An 18,887-nucleotide genomic window follows, 5' to 3' on the forward strand; every position below is an offset into this window, starting at 1 on the left:
ATTCCCAAGGCTCGAAAAGCGGGCGTTTGACACGCTATTCGGCCCTGGCGGGTGACATAAGGTAAGCACGGGCCCGTCCGCGCTTCCCAACGCGACAGGCCTCTACTGACTTACCCGGAGTCAGGCGACGGCTTGCGCGGCGCCCTGCTCCGCCGACACCGGATTCGTGCCGCGCGAGGTCGCCGACAGCACGGCCAGCAGCGTCGCGCGCACGATGTTGGCGTCGATGCCGACGCCGAACACCGGCGCTGCGTCGCCGACGCGCACCTCGACGTAGGCCGCCGCGCGCGCCTGCGCGCCGCCGCCCATCGAGTGCTCGTGGTAGTTCAGCACCTTGACCGGCACGCCCGCCGCGCGCGACAGCCCGTCGACGAAGGCGTCCACCGGCCCGTTGCCCGCGCCGTCGAAGGCCATGCGGCGGCCCATCACGGCGGCCTCGGCGGCGACGCGCACGCGGCCGTCGCCGATGTCGGTCTGGGTCAGGTCGGACAGCGTGACGCTGCCTTCGGCAAGGCGGTATTCAGACTCGAAGATCTTCCAAATATCGGAGGCCGTCACTTCGCGGCCTTGCGCGTCCATCACGGCCTGCACGACCTGGCTGAACTCGATCTGCAGGCGGCGCGGCAGTTCCAGCCCGTACTCGGACTCGAGCAGGTAGGCGATGCCGCCCTTGCCCGACTGGCTGTTGACGCGAATGATCGCCTCGTAGCTGCGGCCCAGGTCCTTCGGATCGATCGGCAGGTACGGCATCTCCCACACGTCGCCTTCGCGGCGGGCGGCGAACGCCTTCTTGATCGCGTCCTGGTGCGAGCCGGAGAACGACGTGAAGACGAGGTCGCCGACGTACGGATGGCGCGGGTGCACCGGCAGCTGGTTGCAGTACTCGACGACGCGGCGGATCTCGTCGATGTCGGAGAAGTCGAGGCCCGGGTCGACGCCCTGCGTGTAGAGGTTCAGCGCGATGTTGACGATGTCGACGTTGCCGGTGCGCTCGCCGTTGCCGAACAGGCAGCCCTCGACGCGGTCGGCACCGGCCATCATCGCCAGTTCCGCGGTGGCCGTGCCGGTGCCTCGGTCGTTGTGCGGGTGGGCCGAGATCACGATGGAATCGCGGCGCGCGATGTTGCGGCACGTCCACTCGATCATGTCGGCGTAGATGTTGGGCGTCGAATGCTCCACCGTCGTCGGCAGGTTGATGATGCACGTGCGCTCGGGCGTCGGCTGCCAGACCTCGGTGACGGCGTCGATCACGCGGCGCGACACCTCGAGTTCGGTGTCGGAGAACATCTCCGGCGAGTATTCGAAGCGCCAGTCGGTGCCCGCCTGCTTGTCGGCGAGTTCCTTGATGAGGCGCGCGTGGCTGCTGGCCAGTTCGATGACGCCCTCGACGTCCACGCCCAGCACGACCTTGCGCATGATGGGCGCGGTCGCGTTGTACAGATGCATGATGCATTTCTTCGCGCCGGCCACGGCCTCGAAGGTGCGGCGGATCAGGTGCTCGCGCGCGGGCGTCAGCACCTGGATCTGCACGTCGTCGGGGATCAGGTTGTCCTCGATCAGCTTGCGCACGAAATCGAAATCGGTCTGCGAGGCCGACGGGAAACCGATCTCGATCTCCTTGAAGCCCACCCGGATCAGCGTCTCGAACATGCGCAGCTTGCGCTCGGCGTCCATCGGCTCGATCAGCGCCTGGTTGCCGTCGCGCAGGTCGGAGCTGCACCACACGGGCGGCTTCGTCAGCTGGGCGTCGGGCCACGTGCGGTCGGTCAGGCGCACCGGTGCGACGGGACGGTACTTGGTGGCGGGGTTCTTGAGCATGGTCATCGCGGTTCTCCAGGAAGATTTGTTCGGCTGGCAACGACGCGGGAAATGAAAACGGCCCGCTGCGTTGCGCTAGCGGGCCGTTGATCGGAATTCGGTTCAGACGTGACTGATCAATGCACCCGCGGTACTCCGGCTAGGGATAGCGTAATCAGCGCAATTCGGGACGTCATGCAAACGAATATAGCACGGTGATTCCGGCTTGTGGGAACGAATTGTTCGCGTTGGACGAAGGCTTGCTTCGCGGCGCCGAATCTTTCACTGGCGCTGGAACGCGACGCGCACGCCCAGCGACACGAAGATCACGCCGATCAGCTTGCCCTTCCAGCGCTGCAGCCAGCCCATGCGCGAGACCAGTCGGCCCAGCGGGCGCATCGCGAAGACCAGCATCGTGCTCCAGCCCAGGCTCATCACCGCGAAGACGAGGCCCAGGATCAGGAACTGCGCCAGCACGTGGCCGTGGTCGGCGTGCACGAACTGCGGCATGAAGGCGAGGAAGAACAGCGCGGTCTTCGGATTGAGCAACTCGGCCGGCACCGCCTGCCAGAAGGCGCGCGCGGGCGAGATCGCGGCAGCCGCCGATGCCGGTGCGGCCGATGTCGAGGGTGCTGCGGGCTTCTCGAGCAAGGCGCGCACGCCCAGCCACAACAGGTAGCCCGCGCCGCACAGCTTGACGACGCTGAACGCCAGCGAGGACGTCATCAGCAGCGCGGACAGCCCGATGGCCGCCAGCAGCGTGTGCACGAGATCGCCGGTCGCGATGCCGGCGCCGGTGGCGATGCCGATGGGGCGGCCGCCCTGCGCGGTGCGCGTCAGCACCAGCAGCACGGCCGGCCCGGGCACGGCGAAGAGTCCGAGGACGACGACCACGAAGGTCGCGAGGGTCACGAAGTCGATCAAGGCAGCACCGCCGCGGGAGTTCGAATGCCGTCGATTGAATCAGATCCGGCGCGCGCGCGTGCGCGCGCGGGCGGCGACCCTGCGCCTAGCGGTGCAACCCGACCTCGTCGGGCTCGTCGGTGGACAGCGCGATCGCGCTCACCGGCCGCCCCTTCGCGCGCTTGTAGGCGTAGACGAAGTAGCCCGACACGCCGTACATGCAGAAGATCGCGAAGATCATGCGCGCCGGGTACAGGTTGATGATGCCGATGGCCAGCGCGATCAGCACGATCACGATGAAGGGCACCGAGCGCTTCAGGCTCAGGTCCTTGAAGCTGTAGAACGGCACGTTGACGACCATCGTCACGCCCGCATAGAACGTGGTGGCGGCTGCGGCCCAGGCCAGCACGAGGTCGCCGTTGACGTCGGTGTTGGACGTGTCGACCACCACCCAGATGAAGCCGATCACCAGCGCCGCGGCGGCCGGGCTCGGCAGGCCCTGGAAGTAGCGCTTGTCGACCACCGCCAGGTTGGTATTGAAGCGCGCCAGGCGCAGCGCGGCGCACGCGCAGTAGAAGAACGCGATGCCCCAGCCGGCCTTGCCGAGGCCCTTGAGCGCCCATTCGTAGACGATCAGCGCCGGCGCGGCGCCGAAGCTGACCATGTCGGACAGGCTGTCCATCTCGGCGCCGAACGCGCTCTGCGTGTTGGTCATGCGGGCGACGCGGCCGTCCAGGCTGTCCAGCACCATCGCGCAGAAGACGCCATAGCACGACAGCACGTAGTGGCCGTTCATCGCCATCACGATCGCGTAGAAGCCGCCGAACAGCGCCGCCAGCGTGAACAGGTTCGGCAGGATGTAGACGCCCTTGCGGCGCGGGCGGCGTGCCGCATGGGCGTCGTCGCCGTCGTCCTCGTCTTGGACCGGGATCAGGTCGTTCATTGCGAAAGGCCTTGGCAAGCGTGCGCTGCAGTCATCGGAAAACACGAATTCATGGTGCGCGAGGATACCGCAGCGCATATGGCGCCTCGAATGACAAAGCCAAAGAAAAGGGCCACCGAAGTGGCCCCAGCACGTCGCCGGCGCTGCCGCTCTCGCGGCCGCCTGAAGTTCAAGGGAGCGCCAGCGACCTTGGGGCGGTCAATTCCTGGACTTGTCGACCAGCTTGTTGGCCTTGATCCACGGCATCATCGCGCGCAGCTTCTCGCCGACGACCTCGATCGGGTGCTCGGCGTTCAGGCGGCGGCGCGACAGCAGCGTCGGGGCGCCGGCGCGGTTCTCGAGGATGAAGCTCTTGGCGTACTCGCCGGTCTGGATGTCCTTGAGCGCCTGCTTCATGGCCTTCTTGGTCTCGTCGGTGACGACCTTCGGGCCCGTCACGTACTCGCCGTACTCGGCGTTGTTGGAGATCGAGTAGTTCATGTTGGCGATGCCGCCTTCGTAGATCAGGTCGACGATCAGCTTGAGCTCGTGCAGGCATTCGAAGTAGGCCATCTCGGGCGCGTAGCCGGCCTCGGTCAGCGTCTCGAAGCCCGCCTTGATCAGCTCGACGGCGCCGCCGCACAGCACGGCCTGCTCGCCGAACAGGTCGGTCTCGGTCTCCTCGCGGAAGCTCGTCTCGATGATGCCGGCCTTGCCGCCGCCGTTGGCCGCGGCGTAGCTCAGCGCCAGGTCGCGCGCCTTGCCGGTCTTGTCGGCGTAGACGGCCACGAGGTGCGGCACGCCGCCGCCCTGCGTGTAGGTGTTGCGCACCGTGTGGCCTGGCGCCTTCGGCGCGACCATCCAGACGTCGAGGTCCGCGCGCGGCGTGACCTGGCCGTAGTGCACGTTGAAGCCGTGCGCGAACGCGAGCGACGCGCCTTCGCGGATGTTGGGCTCGACGTCGTTCCTGTAGACCTCGGCGATGTTCTCGTCCGGCAGCAGGATCATGACGACGTCGGCCGCCTTCACGGCGTCCGCCACCTCGGCCACCTTGAGGCCGGCCTTGGCGACCTTGTCCCAGGACGCGCCGCCCTTGCGCAGGCCGACGGTCACCTTGACGCCGCTGTCGTTCAGGTTCTGCGCATGGGCGTGGCCTTGCGAGCCGTAGCCGATGATCGCGACGTTCTTGCCCTTGATGAGGGAAAGATCGGTGTCCTTGTCGTAGTAGACCTTCATGATGTGCTCTCTTCTTTCGTCGTCTTGAAAATGGTTGGTCAGGATGCCCGGGCGGCGAGCGCGCGGCCGCTCCGGAGCGAGCCGCCCAGCCCCCGCGGGGGGTGGTGAGCGGAGCGAACGGGGGTTGTCATGACTAGGCGCGGAGGATGCGTTCGCCGCGGCCGATGCCGCTGGTGCCGGTGCGCACCGTCTCGAGGATGGCGGTGCGGTCGATCGCCACGATGAAGGCGTCGAGCTTGGACGCGTCGCCCGTCAGCTCGATGGTGTAGCTCTTCTCGGTGACGTCCACGATGTGGCCGCGGAAGATGTCGGCCATCCGCTTCATCTCCTCGCGTTCCTTGCCGACGGCGCGCACCTTGATGAGCATCAGCTCGCGTTCGGTGAACTGGCCTTCGGTGAGGTCGACCACCTTGACCACGTCGATGAGGCGGTTCAGGTGCTTGGTGATCTGCTCGATCACCTCGTCGGAGCCGGTGGTGACGATGGTCATGCGCGACAGCGAGGAATCCTCCGTCGTCGCCACCGTCAGGCTCTCGATGTTGTAGCCGCGCGCGGAAAAGAGCGCGACGACGCGGGACAGTGCGCCCGGCTCGTTCTCGAGCAGCACCGCGATGATGTGTTTCATGTCGGAATCCTTCGCCGCGAGGCCCATCCCGGAAGCGGTAACCGCCGGGCTGCCACGCAGCATCAAAGAAACGATTCAGTGAAAGAAATGTTCCGGAGCGACCCGGACGCCGGCTACTCGCCGCAAGCTCCGGCCGGGGCGGCAACCCGCGGCCTGTCAGGCGACTTTCGACGGACGTCCGTCAGAGGTCCTCGGAACCCAGCAGCATCTCGGAGATGCCCTTGCCCGCCTTGACCATGGGCCAGACGTTCTCGGTCTGGTCGGTCTGGATGTCGAGGAAGACGGTGCGATCCTTCAGCGCGATGGCCTCGCGCAGCGCGGCGTCGACGTCCTGCGGCCGCGTCACGCGGATGCCGACGTGGCCGTAGGCCTCGGCGAGCTTGACGAAGTCGGGCAGCGCGTCCATGTAGCTGTGCGAATACCGCCCCTGGTAGTCGAGCTGCTGCCACTGCCGCACCATGCCGAGGTAGCGGTTGTTCAGCGAGACGATCTTGACCGGCGTCTTGTACTGCAGGCAGGTCGACAGCTCCTGGATGCACATCTGGATCGAGCCCTCGCCGGTGATGCAGAACACGTCCGCATCCGGCTTGGCGAGCTTGATGCCCATCGCATACGGCAGGCCCACGCCCATCGTGCCCAGGCCCCCGGAGTTGATCCAGCGGCGCGGCTCCGCGAAGCGGAAATACTGCGCGGCCCACATCTGGTGCTGGCCGACGTCGGACGTGATGTAGACGTCCTTGTCCTTGGTCATCTCCCACAGCGACTCGATGACCTGCTGCGGCTTGATGACCTCGGCGCTCTTCTTGTACGCGAGGCAGTCCTTGCGGCGCCACTCGTTGATCGTGCTCCACCACTGCGCCAGCACACCCTGGTCGGGCCGCTGCTGGGTGTCGCGCAGCTGCGAGATCAGCTCTGCCAGCACGTCCTTGACGTCGCCGACGATGGGGATGTCGACCTTGACGCGCTTGGAGATCGACGACGGGTCGATGTCGATGTGCACGATCTTGCGCTCGACCGACGCGAAGTGCGCCGGGTTGCCGATGACGCGGTCGTCGAAGCGCGCGCCGATGGCCAGCAGGACGTCGCAGTTCTGCATCGCCATGTTGGCCTCGAAGGTGCCGTGCATGCCCAGCATGCCGAGGAACTTCGGGTCGAGCGCGGGCATCGCGCCCAGGCCCATCAGCGTGTTGGTGACCGGCACGCCGAGCATGTCGGCCAGCTCGCGCAGCTCGGGCGCCGCGTTGCCCAGCACCACGCCGCCGCCCGAGTAGATGTAGGGCCGCTTGGCGTTGAGCAGCAGCTGCACGGCCTTGCGGATCTGGCCGCCGTGGCCCTTCTTGACCGGGTTGTACGAGCGCATCTCGACGTGGTCGGGATACACGAACGGCGCCGTGTGCTGCGAGACGTCCTTCGGGATGTCGACCACGACCGGGCCGGGCCGGCCAGTGCGGGCGATGTGGAAGGCCTTCTTCAGCGTCGAGGCGAGCTCGCGCACATCCTTGACGAGGAAGTTGTGCTTGACGATCGGCCGCGTGATGCCGACGGTGTCGCATTCCTGGAAGGCGTCCAGGCCGATCGCCGGCGTCGGAACCTGCCCGGTGATGATCACCATCGGGATCGAATCCATGTAGGCCGTGGCGATGCCCGTCACGGCGTTGGTGACGCCGGGCCCCGACGTGACCAGCGCGACACCGACGTCGCCCGTGGCGCGCGCATAGCCGTCGGCGGCATGCACGGCGCCCTGCTCGTGGCGCACCAGCACGTGCTGGATGGACTCCTGCTTGTACAGGGCGTCGTAGATGTAGAGCACCGCGCCGCCGGGGTAGCCCCAGACGTACTTGACGTTCTCGGCCTGCAGGCAGCGCACGAGAATCTCGGATCCGTTCGGATCCTGGGCGGAATTCGAGTGGGGGTTGGGTGAGTGCGAGGCACTCTGCGGACTCGCGGAGGCAGGGCGCCTCACGTCCGCGGCAGGGGACATATCCATTTGGAACCTCTGTGAATTTCTCTGACGAAAAACCATTGGTGCTCCTCTTCTCGCCCTCGTGAGGCGGATTCAGAACCATAAGATCGAAACGTGCCGGTGCCCGCGTTCGGGTCGGCCTTCAGACCAGCTCGCATTTGTGCGAAGCACCATTATTGCACCGGCCATCCCGTTTTTGCTCGGCAATCGCACCCGATTCGTGCCGAACCGCCCTGTTCGTCGCCCGAAACCCACGGCGACGCGACAGCGCCACGTGTCGTCCGCGTTGCCCGACTGTGGCGCGATGACATAATCCCGCCGCGTCATCAGACGGGGCGCGCCGCCGCTTTCAGCCCACCTTGGCCACCGACAAAGAACTTTCAGACTTCCTCAAGAGCGTCGAGAAACGCGCGTTCAAGCGCACGGCCTTCGCCGTGCGCGACGACGATTCCGCTCTGGACATCGTGCAGGATTCGATGATCCGTCTGGCCGAGAAGTACGTCGACCGGCCCGCGGCCGAGTTGCCGTTGCTGTTCCAGCGCATCCTGTCCAACGCGACGATGGACTGGTTCCGGCGCCAGAAGGTGCGCAACGCGGTCGTCCACAACTTCTCGGAGTTCGGCGGCAGCAGCGAAGAGGACGGAGAATTCGACATTCTCGAGATGCTCGATGGCATCGAAGGGAACGTTGGCACCGAAAGTGCATCAGATTCCGTATCGCGGGACCAAATCCTTCAGTTGATTGAACAACAGGTCGGTGAGCTTCCCGCGCGTCAACGCGAAGCCTTCCTGCTGCGTTACTGGGAGGAATTGGACGTTGCAGAGACCGCATCCGTGATGGGATGCTCGGAAGGTAGCGTCAAGACGCATTGCTCCCGCGCCGTCCACGCGCTGGCCAAGGCGTTGAAAGCCAAGGGAATCGCACCATGACCAACCAGACGAAATCGACCTTCTCCCCCGTGCCGGATCGCGACGGCCTGGAGGCGCGCTTCGGCGTGCGTGTCGCTTCGATGCTTGGCGAACGTGCCCAGGCCACCGCGCCCGACATCAGCGAGCGCCTGCGCTTCGCCCGCGAGCAGGCGCTGGTGCGCGCCCAGGCCGCGCGGCAGGTGCAGACGGCCGCGGCCCCGGTGGTCGTCGGCCGTGGCCGCGCCGCCGTGCTGGCCAATCCGCTCGGCTGGTGGTTCAAGCTCGGTTCGGCCGCCCCGCTGGCGCTGCTGGTGCTGGGCCTGGCCGGCATCGCGCACGTGCACGACAAGGCGCAGATCGCCGCCGTGGCCGAGGTCGATGCCGCGCTGCTGTCGGACGACCTGCCCCCGGCCGCCTACACGGATCCTGGTTTCGCGGAGTACCTCAAGACCCACCAGGAATGACGGAGGGCTTCTTGTCGCGTTCGCGTCCGCCTCGTCTCCTTGAATCGCTCGCCGCCGCGGCACTCGCCGCGGCTGCGTGCTTTCTGGCGTCCGGCGCACTGGCGGCCCAGGCCGAAGGCGCGGGCCCGTCGGGCACGGCGGCGACCACGGCTGCCGCCAAGGTCGAACCCGGCGGCCCCGCCTGGGCGGACCTCAGCCCGGCCCATCGCAAGGTGCTGGCGCCGTTGGCCAACGACTGGAACGGCCTCGACGCGCGCAGCAAGGAACGCTGGATCGACGTGGCCGGCCGCTATCCCAAGATGAAGCCCGACGAGCAGCAGCGCGCCAACCAGCGCATGGGCGAATGGGCGCACATGACGGTGGCGCAGCGCACGCAGGCGCGCATGAACTTCCAGGAGGCCAGCAGCCTGTCCAAGGAAGAGCGCGAGGCGCGCTGGAAGGCCTACCAGGCGCTGCCCGAGGAAAAGAAGCAGGAACTCGCCGCCAAGCGCGTCGCGTCGCGGGCCAGTGCCGCATCGTCGGCGAGCGTCGTCGCGGCGCACCACCATGCGGCGGCGCCGCTCGACACCGTGCAGCCCAAGAACAACGTCATCGGCGCCCCCGTGCGCACCGCCGCCGGTTCGGCGCCGGCCGCGACGGGCAGGCCCGTGGGCGTCACCACGACGCTGCTGACCCGCCACGCCACGCCGCCGGCGCACCAGCACGACGGCGCGCCCAAGATCGCCGTCGGCCCGAACGCGGTCGACCGCACGACGCTGCTGCCCAAGCACACCAAAGTCGCTGCCGCGGGCTCGGCAGCCTCGGCGCCGGTGGCCGTGCACCGATGAGCGAACCGTCGGCGGCGTCCGCCACGGGTTCCGATCCGGCCTCCCCGTTCGAACTGCGCGACCAGCGGCTCGTCGCCGCCCCGCTCGTGCGCCGCATGGCCGCGTTCATGTACGAAGGCGTGCTGCTGTTCGGCGTGCTGGCGGTCACCGCGCTGGTCTACGGCGTGCTCGCGCACCAGACCAGCGGCATCGAGAAGCGCTCGGGCCTGATCGCGGTCTGCTTCCTCGTGCTGGGCGTGTACTTCATCGGGCTGTGGACGCGCGCGGGCCAGACGCTCGCGATGAAGACCTGGCACCTGCGCGTGCTCACCGACCGCGGCCTGCCGCTGACGCCGCGGCGCGCGCTGGCGCGCTACCTCGCCTCGTATGTCTGGTTCCTGCCCGCGCTGGCGCTCGCCGGCGCGTTGAACCTGCCCAACGCCTGGGCCATCCTCGGCCTCGTGGCCGGCTGGATCGCGCTGTACGCATGCAGCGCGCTGCTGCACCCACGCCGCCAGTTCTGGCACGACGCGCTGTGCGACACGGCCGTCGTCTTCGTCCGGCCGGGTCCGCAACGCGTGCTCTGAAGCGCCCTGTCGCACGCGTGCCATCGGCAGCGGCGACAATCGGGCGATGTTCTCACTCTGTGTCTATTGCGGCTCGCGCAGCGGCAACGATCCGCGCTACGCCGAGGCCGCCCGCGCACTCGGCACCGCGCTCGGACAAGGCGGCCACCGGCTGGTCTACGGCGGCGGCCACGCCGGCCTGATGGGCGAGGTGGCGGACGCCACGCTGGCCGCCGGCGGCCAGGTGCTGGGCATCATCCCGAAACGGCTCGTCGCCCGCGAGCTGGGCCATCGCGGCATCCAGGAACTGCGCGTCGTCGACACGATGCACGAGCGCAAGCTGCAGATGGCGCAGGCCGCCGACGCCTTCGTGGCGCTCCCCGGCGGCCTGGGCACGCTGGAGGAACTGTTCGAGGCCTGGACCTGGCAGCAACTCGGCTACCACGCGCGCCCGATCGGGCTGCTGGACACCGCCGGCTTCTATCGTCCGCTGCTGGAGCTGCTCGCGCACACGCGCGACGCGGGCTTCGTCGATGCGGCCCAGGTGACCCGGCTGCGCGTGGACACCGATCCCGAGCGCCTGCTGCAGACGCTGCGCGACGAGGCCGCCGCCAGCCCTGCCTCGCAGAACTTCAACCTGATCTGAATCAGACCGCGGCTTCGTCCGTCTCGCCGGTGCGGATGCGCACGACCTGTTCGACGGCAGTGACGAAGATCTTCCCGTCGCCGATCTTGCCGGTCTTGGCCGCCTTGACGATGGCCTCGATCGACCGCTCGACGTCCGAATCCTTGACCACGACCTCGACCTTCACCTTGGGCAGGAAGTCGACCACGTACTCCGCGCCGCGATACAGCTCCGTGTGGCCCTTCTGGCGGCCGAAGCCCTTGACCTCGGTGACCGTCAGGCCGGACACGCCGACCTCGCCGAGCGCCTCGCGCACTTCCTCGAGCTTGAAGGGCTTGATGATGGCGGTGATCTGTTTCATGGCGGGCTCCGGTGTTGCGTGAAAAGGGGATGAATCGATTTAAGCACGGAAGCGCGATGTGATGGGGTACCGCCAGTCACGTCCGAAGCCCCGGTGCGTGATGCGGATGCCCACCGGCGACTGCCGGCGCTTGTACTCGTTCACCTTGATGAGGCGCGTGACGCGCTCCACATCGGTGCGCTCGAAGCCCGCGGCGACGATGTCGTCGATCGCGACGTTCTCTTCCATGTAGGCCGCGAGGATCGCGTCGAGCACCTTGTAGGGCGGCAGGCTGTCCTGGTCGGTCTGGTCGGGCCGCAGCTCGGCCGACGGCGGGCGCGTGATGATGCGCTCCGGGATCACCGGGCCGACGCTGCCGTCCGCGCGCACGGTGGGCTGGCGGTTCTTCCATTCGGCCAGGCGGTAGACCAGCGTCTTGGCGACGTCCTTGATCACCGCGAAGCCGCCCGCCATGTCGCCGTAGAGCGTGCAGTAACCGGTGGCCATCTCGCTCTTGTTGCCGGTGGTCAGCACGATGGCACCGGTCTTGTTCGACAGCGCCATCAGCAGCGTGCCGCGCACGCGGGCCTGGATGTTCTCTTCCGTCGTGTCCTCGGGCAGGCCGGCGAACTGGCCCGCGAGCGCGCCGCGGAAGGCGTCGAACATCGGCGCGATGGCGATCTCGTCGTAGCGCACGCCGACACGCCCGGCCATGTCGCGTGCGTCGATCCACGAGATGTCGGCCGTGTAGGGCGACTGCATCATCACGGTGCGCACCCGGTCGGGGCCCAGCGCGTCGACGGCGATGGCCAGCACCAGCGCCGAATCGATGCCGCCCGAAAGACCGATGATCACGCTCGGGAATCCGTTCTTGCCGATGTAGTCGCGCACGCCGGTGACGAGCGCGGCCCAGCCCTGGGCCTCGAGTTCGGGCAGCGGCACGACGGTGCTGCCGTGGGCGGGCACCGGCGCCCTGCTGCCGGCGACGTCCAGCGTCAGCGTGGCCGACTCGAACAACGCCGCGCGCGCGACGACCTCGCCGTCCGCATCGAGCGCGAACGAGCCGCCGTCGAAGACGACCTCGTCCTGGCCGCCCGTCATGTGCGCGTACAGCAGCGGCAGGCCCGTCGTCCGTGCACGATGCGCCATCTGCGCCTCCCGGTCGGCCGGCTTGCCGAGGTGGAACGGCGACGCGTTGATCACGCACAGCACCTCCGCGCCCGCGCCCTTCGCGAGCTGCGCCGGCTCGTCGAACCAGGCGTCCTCGCAGATCAGCACGCCGAAGCGCGTGCCGCCGGCTTGGAAGACGACCGGCGCGAGCCCGGCGTCGCGGCCCGAGACGAAGTAGCGGCGCTCGTCGAACACCTGGTAGTTGGGCAGCTCGCGCTTGCAATACGTCGCCGCGACGAGGCCCCCTGCCAGCACCGAGGCCGCATTGAACACGCGCGGCACGCTGACGGACTTCGACCTAAGATCGTCCTCGTGATCGACATGAGCCTGCCTGCCCGCCCCGCCATCCCACGGATGCCCGACGACCAGATGGAGGCCGTCGCAGTCGGCCAGCGCGCGCGCGAGCGACTCGAGCGCCGCGGCGTTCGCACTCAGGAAGGCCGGACGCAGCAGCAGGTCCTCGGGCGGATAGCCGCACAGGCCCAGCTCGGGTGCGAGCGCCACGCGGGCGCCCTGCCGCCAGGCCGCGCGCGCCGCGTCGGCGATGCGCCGCGCGTTGCCGTCGAGGTCGCCCACGGTCGGGTTGATCTGAAGCAGTGCGACCCGCACGGAATCTGGCTCGGACATGGACTGGAAGCGCGTTGACTGAAAACAATTATGTCATCGAGGTCCACCCGGGCGTGGGCGCCGTCGGGGAGGCCGAGTGGGACGCGCTGCTGTCCGCCCAGGCCCAGCCGACGCCGTTCATGCGCCACGCCTACCTGCGCGCGATGGAGACGTCCGGCAGCGTCGGCGGCGACACCGGCTGGGAGCCGGCGACGCTGACCGTGCGCGAGCACGAGGGCGGCGCGCTGGTGGCCGCCGCGGCCGCCTACCTGAAGACGCATTCGTACGGCGAGTACGTGTTCGACTGGGCCTGGGCCGATGCGTACCGCCGATACGGGGTCCCGTACTACCCGAAGCTGCTGGTGGCGGTGCCGTTCACGCCGGTGCCGGGCTCGCGCCTTCTCGCGCGTGACGCGCCCGCGCGCGCCCTGCTGCTGCGCGCGCTCGGCGCGCTGGCGCGCGAGACGGACTGCTCGTCGGTGCACCTGCTGTTCGGCGACGATGCCGACTACGACGCCGCGCGCGCCAACGGCTGGATGATGCGCCAGGGCGTGCAGTTCCACTGGCACAACCGCCACGACGTCGCACCCGTCGCCGACACGACCGCGCCCATCGTGCTGCCCTACGCCGACTTCGCCGATTTCCTCGCCAGCCTGCAGCGCGACAAGCGCAAGAAGATCTCGCAGGAGCGCCGCCGCGTCGGCGAGGCCGGCGTCACGTTCGAGACGCTGGAAGGCGCGCAGATGACGAGGGCCGACTGGGACTTCTTCCACGCCTGCTACCGCCAGACCTACGCCGAGCACTTCTCGACGCCCTACCTCACGCGCGACTTCTTCGCGCGCATGCAGGACACGATGGCCGACCACTGGGTGATGTTCGTCGCCTCGCGCGGCGGCAAGCGCGTGGCGTGCTCGCTGATCGCGATCGATCGCGCCGAGGGCGCCGCCTTCGGCCGCTACTGGGGCGCACTCGAGTCGATTCCCTACGTGCACTTCGAGGCTTGCTACTACCAGCCGCTGCAGTGGTGCATCGAGAACCGCTTCCGCCGTTTCGAGGGCGGCGCGCAGGGCGAGCACAAGATGGCGCGCGGCCTGATGCCGGCGCGCACGCAGTCGGCGCACTGGATCGCCGAGCCCGAGTTCGCGCGCGCGATCGGCTCGCACCTGAAGCAGGAGAGCGGCGCGATCGACGAGTACCTCAGCGAGCTCGACGACCGCTCGCCGTTCAAGCCGTCGTAGACAGCGCGAGCTCCAGCCCGGGCTGCGCCAGGCGCAGGAAGATCGCGTTGACTTCCGCGGGGCTTCGCTGTCCGCCGGCGCCGCTCATCCACCACACGGTCACCGACCAGAACGTGCTCACCACGAACTGCGTCGCCAGCTCGATGGCCGCATCGTCCTGCCGCGCGGTGCGCTGGGCAAGCAGCTCGGCGCGCACCAGCTCGCGCATCATCGCGCGGATCAGCCGCTCGACGGAGACCTCGCTCTCGCGCTCGAACGTCGTGCGATACAACGCGCGGTGGCTGGTCAGGTGGTCGAAGAACGGCAGCATGAACGCGAACGGCTGCGCCGGATAGCGCTCCCGCATGGCCTCCAGCCAGGTGCGCAGGCGCCCGACGCTGGCGGCCAGCAGCTCCTCCTTGTTGTCGAAGTGCGCGTAGAACGTGGCCCGCCCCACGCCCGCCCGGTCGATGATGTTCTGCGTGGTCAGGCGCTCGAAGCCGCGCTCGCACATCAGCTCGCGCAGGGCATCGAGCAACAGGTCGCGCGAGCGGGCCGCGCGGCGATCCAGAGTGGTTTCAACGGTCACGGCAGCAGGGTTTGCCGAACGATCGCCAGCGATCTGTTCGGTAGTGAACGACGGTGCGCGCCCTGTTCGGGCATCGCGCAATGTCGAACAGTATGTTCGGCTTCTCGCCACATCGCAATCGCCCATCCCATGCCGAATCCGGAGATCCCCGCCCTCGTCCGCCTGCGCGGCGCGACCCGTCGCCACGCCACCGCCGCCGGTCCGTTCTGCGCGCTCGACCAGGTCGACCTCGATGTCCAGGCCGGCGAGTGCGTCGCCGTCGTCGGGCCGTCCGGCAGCGGCAAGACGACGCTCGCCCACCTGCTGACGGGCATCGAGCAGCCGACCCAGGGCGAAGTCGTGGTCGACGGCCAGCCGCTGCACGCGATGTCGCAGGACGCGCTCGCCGCCTGGCGCGGACGCCGCGTCGGCATCGTGTTCCAGTTCTTCCAGCTGCTGCCCACGCTCACGATCGCCGAGAACGTGATGCTGCCGATGGACTTCCGCGCGACGTTCCCTCGCCGCGAGCGCCGCCCGCGCGCGCTCGCGCTGCTGGAACGCCTGCGCATCGCCGACCAGGCCGACAAGCTGCCGGCCGCGCTGTCCGGCGGACAGCAGCAGCGCGCCGCGATCGCGCGCGCGCTGGCCAACGACCCGGCGCTGATCGTCGCCGACGAGCCCACCGGCAACCTCGACTCGGCCACCGCGCTCGAGGTGATGGGGCTGCTGGCCGCGCTGGCGCGCGAGGGCAAGACCGTGATCGTGGTGACGCACGAGCGAGAACTGGGCCGCTTCTTCACGCGCACCGTCACGCTGCGCGACGGCCGCGTGCGCGCGGACACGGGCGCGCCTCGCGCGCGCGCGCTGGCGGAGGCGCAGGCGTGATCGCGCCGCGTCGGATCAAGCTGTGGCGCGACGCCGTGGCCGCGCGCGGGCGCCTCGCGCTGATCGTCGCCGCGATCGCCGCCAGCGTGGCCGCGCTCGCGACCATGGCCATCGCGAGCGCCGTGCTGATGCGCGAGGTGCCGCGCAGCTACCGCGGCTCGAACCCCGCGTCGGCGCAGCTGGAACTGGCCACCGAGCCCGACGCGACGTGGCTGGCTGCCGTGCGCCAGCGTCCCGACATCGCGCAGGCGGACCTCGCCGCCACGCTGCGCGGCCGCGTCGAGCTCGCGCCCGGCGAGTGGGCGCCGCTGCTGATGTTCGTCGTGCCCGACCTCGCCACATCGGCCATCAACGCCGTCCACCCCGAGGCCGGGGCGTGGCCGCCCGCCGACGGCACGCTGCTCGTCGAGCGCAGCGCGCTGCCGCTCACGCGCCGTGCGATCGGCGCCGCGATCACGATCGAGCTGCCCGGCGCGGGACGTCGCAGCGTCACGATCGCGGGCACCGTCCACGATCCCGGCGTCGCGCCCGCGGGCCAGGAACAGACGGTCTACGGCTACGTCACGCCCCGCACGCTGGCGGGGCTCGGCGAACGCGTGCCGCTGAACCTGCTGAAGGTGGTGGTTGCGCACGACGCCGGCAATGCCGCCGCGATCGAGCGCACGACGCGCGCCCTCGCGGCCTGGCTCGCGACGCGCGGCGCCACGGTCGAACAGATCCGCATCCCGCCGCCGGGGCGCCATCCGCACCAGTCGCAGATGGACGCGATCCTGACGATGCTCACCGGCTTCAGCGCCCTCGCGCTCGTGCTGGGCGCGGTGCTGTGCGCCACCGTCATCGGCGGCTGGCTGGCGCAGCAGGTGCGGCAGATCGCGATCATGAAGGCGATCGGCGCGCGCACGCACCAGGTGGCCGTGCCGACGCTGGCGCTGGTCGCGCTGCTGGGCCTGCTCGCCACGGCGATCGGCCTGCCGCTGGGCATGCTGGCCGCCGACGCCTTCGTCCGCGCGATCTCGCAGCTGCTCAACCTGCGCCTGCAGGACGCCGCGCCGCCGCGCGAGTTGCTGGCGCTGCTAGCGGTGCCCGGCGTTGCCCTGCCGCTGCTCGCCGCGCTGTGGCCGGTGCTCGCCGCCGCGAGGCGCGGCGTGCGCGACGCGCTCGACGACCACGGCGCCGCCAACGAGACCTCGCGCCTCGCCCGCTGGGCCGCGCGCATCGGCACCGGCGACATCGCCCTCACGCTCGCGCTGCGCAACAGCCTGCGCCGCCGCACGCGCCTGGTGCTCACGCTGGCGCTGCTGGGCGCGGCCGGCGCGATGCTGGAGACCAGCCTGGCGCTGCGCACCGCATGGACGGACGACGTCGCGCTCGCCGCAAAGCAGCGCCGCTGGGACATCGAGCTGGCCCTGCGCACGCCCGCGCCGTGGGAGCGCATCGCCGAGCGGCTGCGCGCGCTGCCCATCGTGCAGGCGGTGGAGCCGTGGAACGGCACGTCGGAGGTGTCCATTGCCGGTGGCGGCGTCGACGTCGTGTACACGTACCCGGACGGCGGTCACGGCGGCTTCACGCTGCGCGCGGCGCCGCCCGCGACGGCGATGATCTCGCCGCGCGCCATCGAAGGCCGCTGGCTGCGCGACGGCGACGACGATGCCGTCGTCCTCAACACCAGCGCCCGTTCGGGCGCCTTCGCCGGCGCGCGCGTCGGCGACGACATCACGCTCACGGTCAACCACCGCGAGTCGCGCTGGCGGCTCGCCGGCGTGATCGACGAGACGCTGACGCCCGGCGCCGCCTACGTCGCGCCCTCGGCCTTCGAGCGCGCCAGCGGCGGCACCGGCGGCGTCTCGACCCTGCGCATCGCCTTGCGCGAGCGCGTCGGCGCCGACAAGGCGCTCGCCGCCATCACGCAGGCGCTGGCGCGCGACGGCCTCGTCGTGCGCGCCGCGATCACCGCGGACCGCTTCGCCGCGGCCCAGGGCGGGCACGTCGCGATCCTCGTCGCCGCGCTCGGCTTCATCGCGCTGCTGATGGCGCTCGTCGGCCTGCTGGGGCTGGCCTCCGCGCTGTCGGTGGCGACGGTGGAGCGCACGCGCGAGTTCGGCGTGATGCGCGCGCTCGGCGCGAGCCGCGGCCTCGTGCTGCGGGTCGTGCTGGCCGAGGGCGTCGTCATCGGCGCCGCGAGCTGGGCGCTGGCGGTGGGTCTGTCGCTGCCGCTGTCGGCCGTCGTCGGACGCGTGCTGGCGTCGATCTCGGCCCAGGATCTCGCGCCGCGGCTGGCGGGTTCGTCGGTCGCGACGCTGCTCGCGGCGCTGCTGGCTGGCGCCGTCGTCGCGAGCCTCGCGCCGGCCCTGCGCGCTTCGCGCTGGACGGTGCGCCAGTCGCTGGCGCTCGCCTGACCCGGTTCCTTCAACTGTCCAACGGAGTTCCCATGAACAAGTCCCGCCTCCTGCGCACCCTGGTGGTGCTGGCCATCGTCGCCGTCGCGACCGTCGCGCTCTACGAGGTCGACCTGGTCGGCGCGATCAAGCGCCTGCACGGCATGCCATGAAAAAAGCCCTCGCGAGGAGGGCTTCGTCTTCGGATCCGGGCCGGCTTACTGGCCGGCCTTCTTCGCCAGCTCGGCCTCGTAGGCCTTCATGCCGTTGGTGATCTCGGCCTTGGCGGCCTCGGGGCCTTCCCAGCCCTTGACCTTGACCCACTTGTTGGGCTCGAGGTCCTTGTAGTGCTCGAAGAAGTGCTGGATCGCCTTCAGGCGCATCTGGTTGATGTCCTCGGGCTTCTGCCAGTGGTCGTAGATCGGCAGGATCTTCGTGGTGGGCACGGCGAGCAGCTTGGCGTCGCCGCCGGCCTCGTCGTCCATCATCAGCACGCCGATGGCGCGGCACGTGACGACCACGCCCGGCGTCAGCGGGAACGGCGTGATCACGAGCACGTCGACCGGGTCGCCGTCGTCCGACAGCGTCTTGGGCACATAGCCGTAGTTGCACGGGTAGTGCATCGCCGTGGTCATGAAGCGGTCGACGAACAGCGCGCCGCTGGCCTTGTCCACTTCGTACTTGATCGGGTCCGCGTTCATCGGGATCTCGATGATGACGTTGAATTCTTCGGGCGCCTTGGCGCCGGGGGAGACGAGATGAAGGCTCATGGGGTGCTCTGAAGTCAGGTTCTCGGGAATACCCGCATTCTACGGGCTGTGCAGAAGGGCCTCGTCCGGCGCCCACGAACGTGGCGGCGCCGATCCGGAGGAAAACACCATGTCGAAGCGCGGGGACGCGCCGCTAGGATC

18 protein-coding genes are annotated in these 18,887 nt (G+C 69.3%); 8 read left to right on the top strand and 10 right to left on the bottom strand.

Going from position 1 to position 18,887, the window contains the following annotated elements:
• Nucleotides 1-120 precede the first annotated feature (120 nt).
• From leuA to LPC04_RS15915, 6 genes are all read right to left on the bottom strand, one after another.
• Nucleotides 121-1,818 (bottom strand): 2-isopropylmalate synthase, encoded by a 1,698-nt coding sequence (gene leuA, locus LPC04_RS15890; protein WP_275683541.1) that lies wholly within the window; start codon nt 1,816-1,818, stop codon nt 121-123.
• Between the two features lie 261 nt (nt 1,819-2,079).
• The gene (locus LPC04_RS15895) at nt 2,080-2,721 is read right to left on the bottom strand and encodes a LysE family translocator (RefSeq protein ID WP_275683236.1); all 642 of its coding nucleotides are present in this window, start codon (nt 2,719-2,721) and stop codon (nt 2,080-2,082) included.
• A gap of 85 nt (nt 2,722-2,806) precedes the next feature.
• The gene (gene pssA, locus LPC04_RS15900; RefSeq protein ID WP_275683237.1) at nt 2,807-3,643 is read right to left on the bottom strand and encodes a CDP-diacylglycerol--serine O-phosphatidyltransferase; all 837 of its coding nucleotides are present in this window, start codon (nt 3,641-3,643) and stop codon (nt 2,807-2,809) included.
• A gap of 198 nt (nt 3,644-3,841) precedes the next feature.
• Entirely contained in the window at nt 3,842-4,858 is a 1,017-nt protein-coding gene (ilvC, locus tag LPC04_RS15905) for a ketol-acid reductoisomerase (protein WP_275683238.1), read from the bottom strand.
• Between the two features lie 133 nt (nt 4,859-4,991).
• Nucleotides 4,992-5,483, bottom strand: coding sequence for an acetolactate synthase small subunit (gene ilvN / locus LPC04_RS15910; RefSeq protein WP_275683239.1), 492 nt, complete (start codon nt 5,481-5,483; stop codon nt 4,992-4,994).
• Nucleotides 5,484-5,664: 181 nt separating this feature from the next.
• Nucleotides 5,665-7,470, bottom strand: a complete 1,806-nt coding sequence (locus tag LPC04_RS15915) for an acetolactate synthase 3 catalytic subunit (RefSeq protein ID WP_275683240.1) — start codon at nt 7,468-7,470, stop codon at nt 5,665-5,667.
• Between the two features lie 335 nt (nt 7,471-7,805).
• Between LPC04_RS15915 and LPC04_RS15920 the strand changes: the two genes are divergently transcribed.
• Genes LPC04_RS15920 through LPC04_RS15940 form a run of 5 tightly spaced genes read left to right on the top strand, consistent with a single transcriptional unit; the run spans nt 7,806 to nt 10,836 of the window.
• Nucleotides 7,806-8,375 carry an RNA polymerase sigma factor gene (locus LPC04_RS15920; RefSeq protein WP_275683241.1) on the top strand — a complete coding sequence of 190 codons (570 nt, stop codon included), beginning with the start codon at nt 7,806-7,808 and terminating at the stop codon, nt 8,373-8,375.
• Nucleotides 8,372-8,818 (top strand): DUF3619 family protein, encoded by a 447-nt coding sequence (locus LPC04_RS15925; RefSeq protein WP_275683242.1) that lies wholly within the window; start codon nt 8,372-8,374, stop codon nt 8,816-8,818. Before LPC04_RS15920 ends, LPC04_RS15925 begins: the two co-directional genes overlap by 4 nt.
• Before the next feature lie 11 nt (nt 8,819-8,829).
• Nucleotides 8,830-9,645, top strand: coding sequence for a DUF3106 domain-containing protein (locus LPC04_RS15930; RefSeq protein WP_275683243.1), 816 nt, complete (start codon nt 8,830-8,832; stop codon nt 9,643-9,645).
• Nucleotides 9,642-10,211 (top strand): RDD family protein, encoded by a 570-nt coding sequence (locus LPC04_RS15935; RefSeq protein WP_275683244.1) that lies wholly within the window; start codon nt 9,642-9,644, stop codon nt 10,209-10,211. Before LPC04_RS15930 ends, LPC04_RS15935 begins: the two co-directional genes overlap by 4 nt.
• 46 nt (nt 10,212-10,257) lie before the next feature.
• The gene (locus tag LPC04_RS15940) at nt 10,258-10,836 is read left to right on the top strand and encodes an LOG family protein (RefSeq protein WP_275683245.1); all 579 of its coding nucleotides are present in this window, start codon (nt 10,258-10,260) and stop codon (nt 10,834-10,836) included.
• A gap of 1 nt (nt 10,837) precedes the next feature.
• On the opposite strand, the gene LPC04_RS15945 is transcribed toward LPC04_RS15940, so the two are convergent.
• Together LPC04_RS15945 and LPC04_RS15950 are read right to left on the bottom strand one after the other, a co-directional pair.
• Nucleotides 10,838-11,176, bottom strand: coding sequence for a P-II family nitrogen regulator (locus tag LPC04_RS15945; RefSeq protein ID WP_275683246.1), 339 nt, complete (start codon nt 11,174-11,176; stop codon nt 10,838-10,840).
• 39 nt (nt 11,177-11,215) lie between these two features.
• Nucleotides 11,216-12,952 carry an NAD+ synthase gene (locus tag LPC04_RS15950; protein WP_275683247.1) on the bottom strand — a complete coding sequence of 579 codons (1,737 nt, stop codon included), beginning with the start codon at nt 12,950-12,952 and terminating at the stop codon, nt 11,216-11,218.
• Between the two features lie 14 nt (nt 12,953-12,966).
• Between LPC04_RS15950 and LPC04_RS15955 the strand changes: the two genes are divergently transcribed.
• Nucleotides 12,967-14,169 carry a GNAT family N-acetyltransferase gene (locus LPC04_RS15955; protein WP_420854732.1) on the top strand — a complete coding sequence of 401 codons (1,203 nt, stop codon included), beginning with the start codon at nt 12,967-12,969 and terminating at the stop codon, nt 14,167-14,169.
• On the opposite strand, the gene LPC04_RS15960 is transcribed toward LPC04_RS15955, so the two are convergent.
• Nucleotides 14,156-14,737, bottom strand: coding sequence for a TetR/AcrR family transcriptional regulator (locus tag LPC04_RS15960; RefSeq protein ID WP_275683248.1), 582 nt, complete (start codon nt 14,735-14,737; stop codon nt 14,156-14,158). The two genes, LPC04_RS15955 and LPC04_RS15960, sit on opposite strands and share 14 nt — an antisense overlap.
• A gap of 129 nt (nt 14,738-14,866) precedes the next feature.
• Here LPC04_RS15960 and LPC04_RS15965 point away from each other — a divergent pair, with 129 nt between their 5' ends.
• Nucleotides 14,867-15,601, top strand: coding sequence for an ABC transporter ATP-binding protein (locus LPC04_RS15965; RefSeq protein WP_275683249.1), 735 nt, complete (start codon nt 14,867-14,869; stop codon nt 15,599-15,601).
• On the top strand, nt 15,598-17,997 hold the full coding sequence (locus LPC04_RS15970; protein WP_275683250.1) for an ABC transporter permease: 2,400 nt from the start codon (nt 15,598-15,600) through the stop codon (nt 17,995-17,997). Before LPC04_RS15965 ends, LPC04_RS15970 begins: the two co-directional genes overlap by 4 nt.
• Nucleotides 17,998-18,194: 197 nt before the next feature.
• On the opposite strand, the gene ppa is transcribed toward LPC04_RS15970, so the two are convergent.
• The gene (gene ppa, locus LPC04_RS15975) at nt 18,195-18,746 is read right to left on the bottom strand and encodes an inorganic diphosphatase (protein ID WP_275683251.1); all 552 of its coding nucleotides are present in this window, start codon (nt 18,744-18,746) and stop codon (nt 18,195-18,197) included.
• Nucleotides 18,747-18,887 lie beyond the last annotated feature (141 nt).

Origin of the sequence: Scleromatobacter humisilvae, from assembly GCF_023231945.1 — a bacterium.
Taxonomy (GTDB): Bacteria; Pseudomonadota; Gammaproteobacteria; order Burkholderiales; family Burkholderiaceae_C; genus Scleromatobacter; species Scleromatobacter humisilvae.

What these genes read in the sequence shown, in the direction of transcription:
- leuA (WP_275683541.1), bottom strand. Translation starts at nt 1,818, where the DNA reads ATGCTCAAGAACCCCGCCACCAAGTACCGTCCCGTCGCACCGGTGCGC.
- pssA (WP_275683237.1), bottom strand. Translation starts at nt 3,643, where the DNA reads ATGAACGACCTGATCCCGGTCCAAGACGAGGACGACGGCGACGACGCC.
- ilvC (WP_275683238.1), bottom strand. Translation starts at nt 4,858, where the DNA reads ATGAAGGTCTACTACGACAAGGACACCGATCTTTCCCTCATCAAGGGC.
- ilvN (WP_275683239.1), bottom strand. Translation starts at nt 5,483, where the DNA reads ATGAAACACATCATCGCGGTGCTGCTCGAGAACGAGCCGGGCGCACTG.
- LPC04_RS15915 (WP_275683240.1), bottom strand. Translation starts at nt 7,470, where the DNA reads ATGGATATGTCCCCTGCCGCGGACGTGAGGCGCCCTGCCTCCGCGAGT.
- LPC04_RS15925 (WP_275683242.1), top strand. Translation starts at nt 8,372, where the DNA reads ATGACCAACCAGACGAAATCGACCTTCTCCCCCGTGCCGGATCGCGAC.
- LPC04_RS15935 (WP_275683244.1), top strand. Translation starts at nt 9,642, where the DNA reads ATGAGCGAACCGTCGGCGGCGTCCGCCACGGGTTCCGATCCGGCCTCC.
- LPC04_RS15940 (WP_275683245.1), top strand. Translation starts at nt 10,258, where the DNA reads ATGTTCTCACTCTGTGTCTATTGCGGCTCGCGCAGCGGCAACGATCCG.
- LPC04_RS15945 (WP_275683246.1), bottom strand. Translation starts at nt 11,176, where the DNA reads ATGAAACAGATCACCGCCATCATCAAGCCCTTCAAGCTCGAGGAAGTG.
- LPC04_RS15950 (WP_275683247.1), bottom strand. Translation starts at nt 12,952, where the DNA reads ATGTCCGAGCCAGATTCCGTGCGGGTCGCACTGCTTCAGATCAACCCG.
- LPC04_RS15965 (WP_275683249.1), top strand. Translation starts at nt 14,867, where the DNA reads ATGCCGAATCCGGAGATCCCCGCCCTCGTCCGCCTGCGCGGCGCGACC.
- ppa (WP_275683251.1), bottom strand. Translation starts at nt 18,746, where the DNA reads ATGAGCCTTCATCTCGTCTCCCCCGGCGCCAAGGCGCCCGAAGAATTC.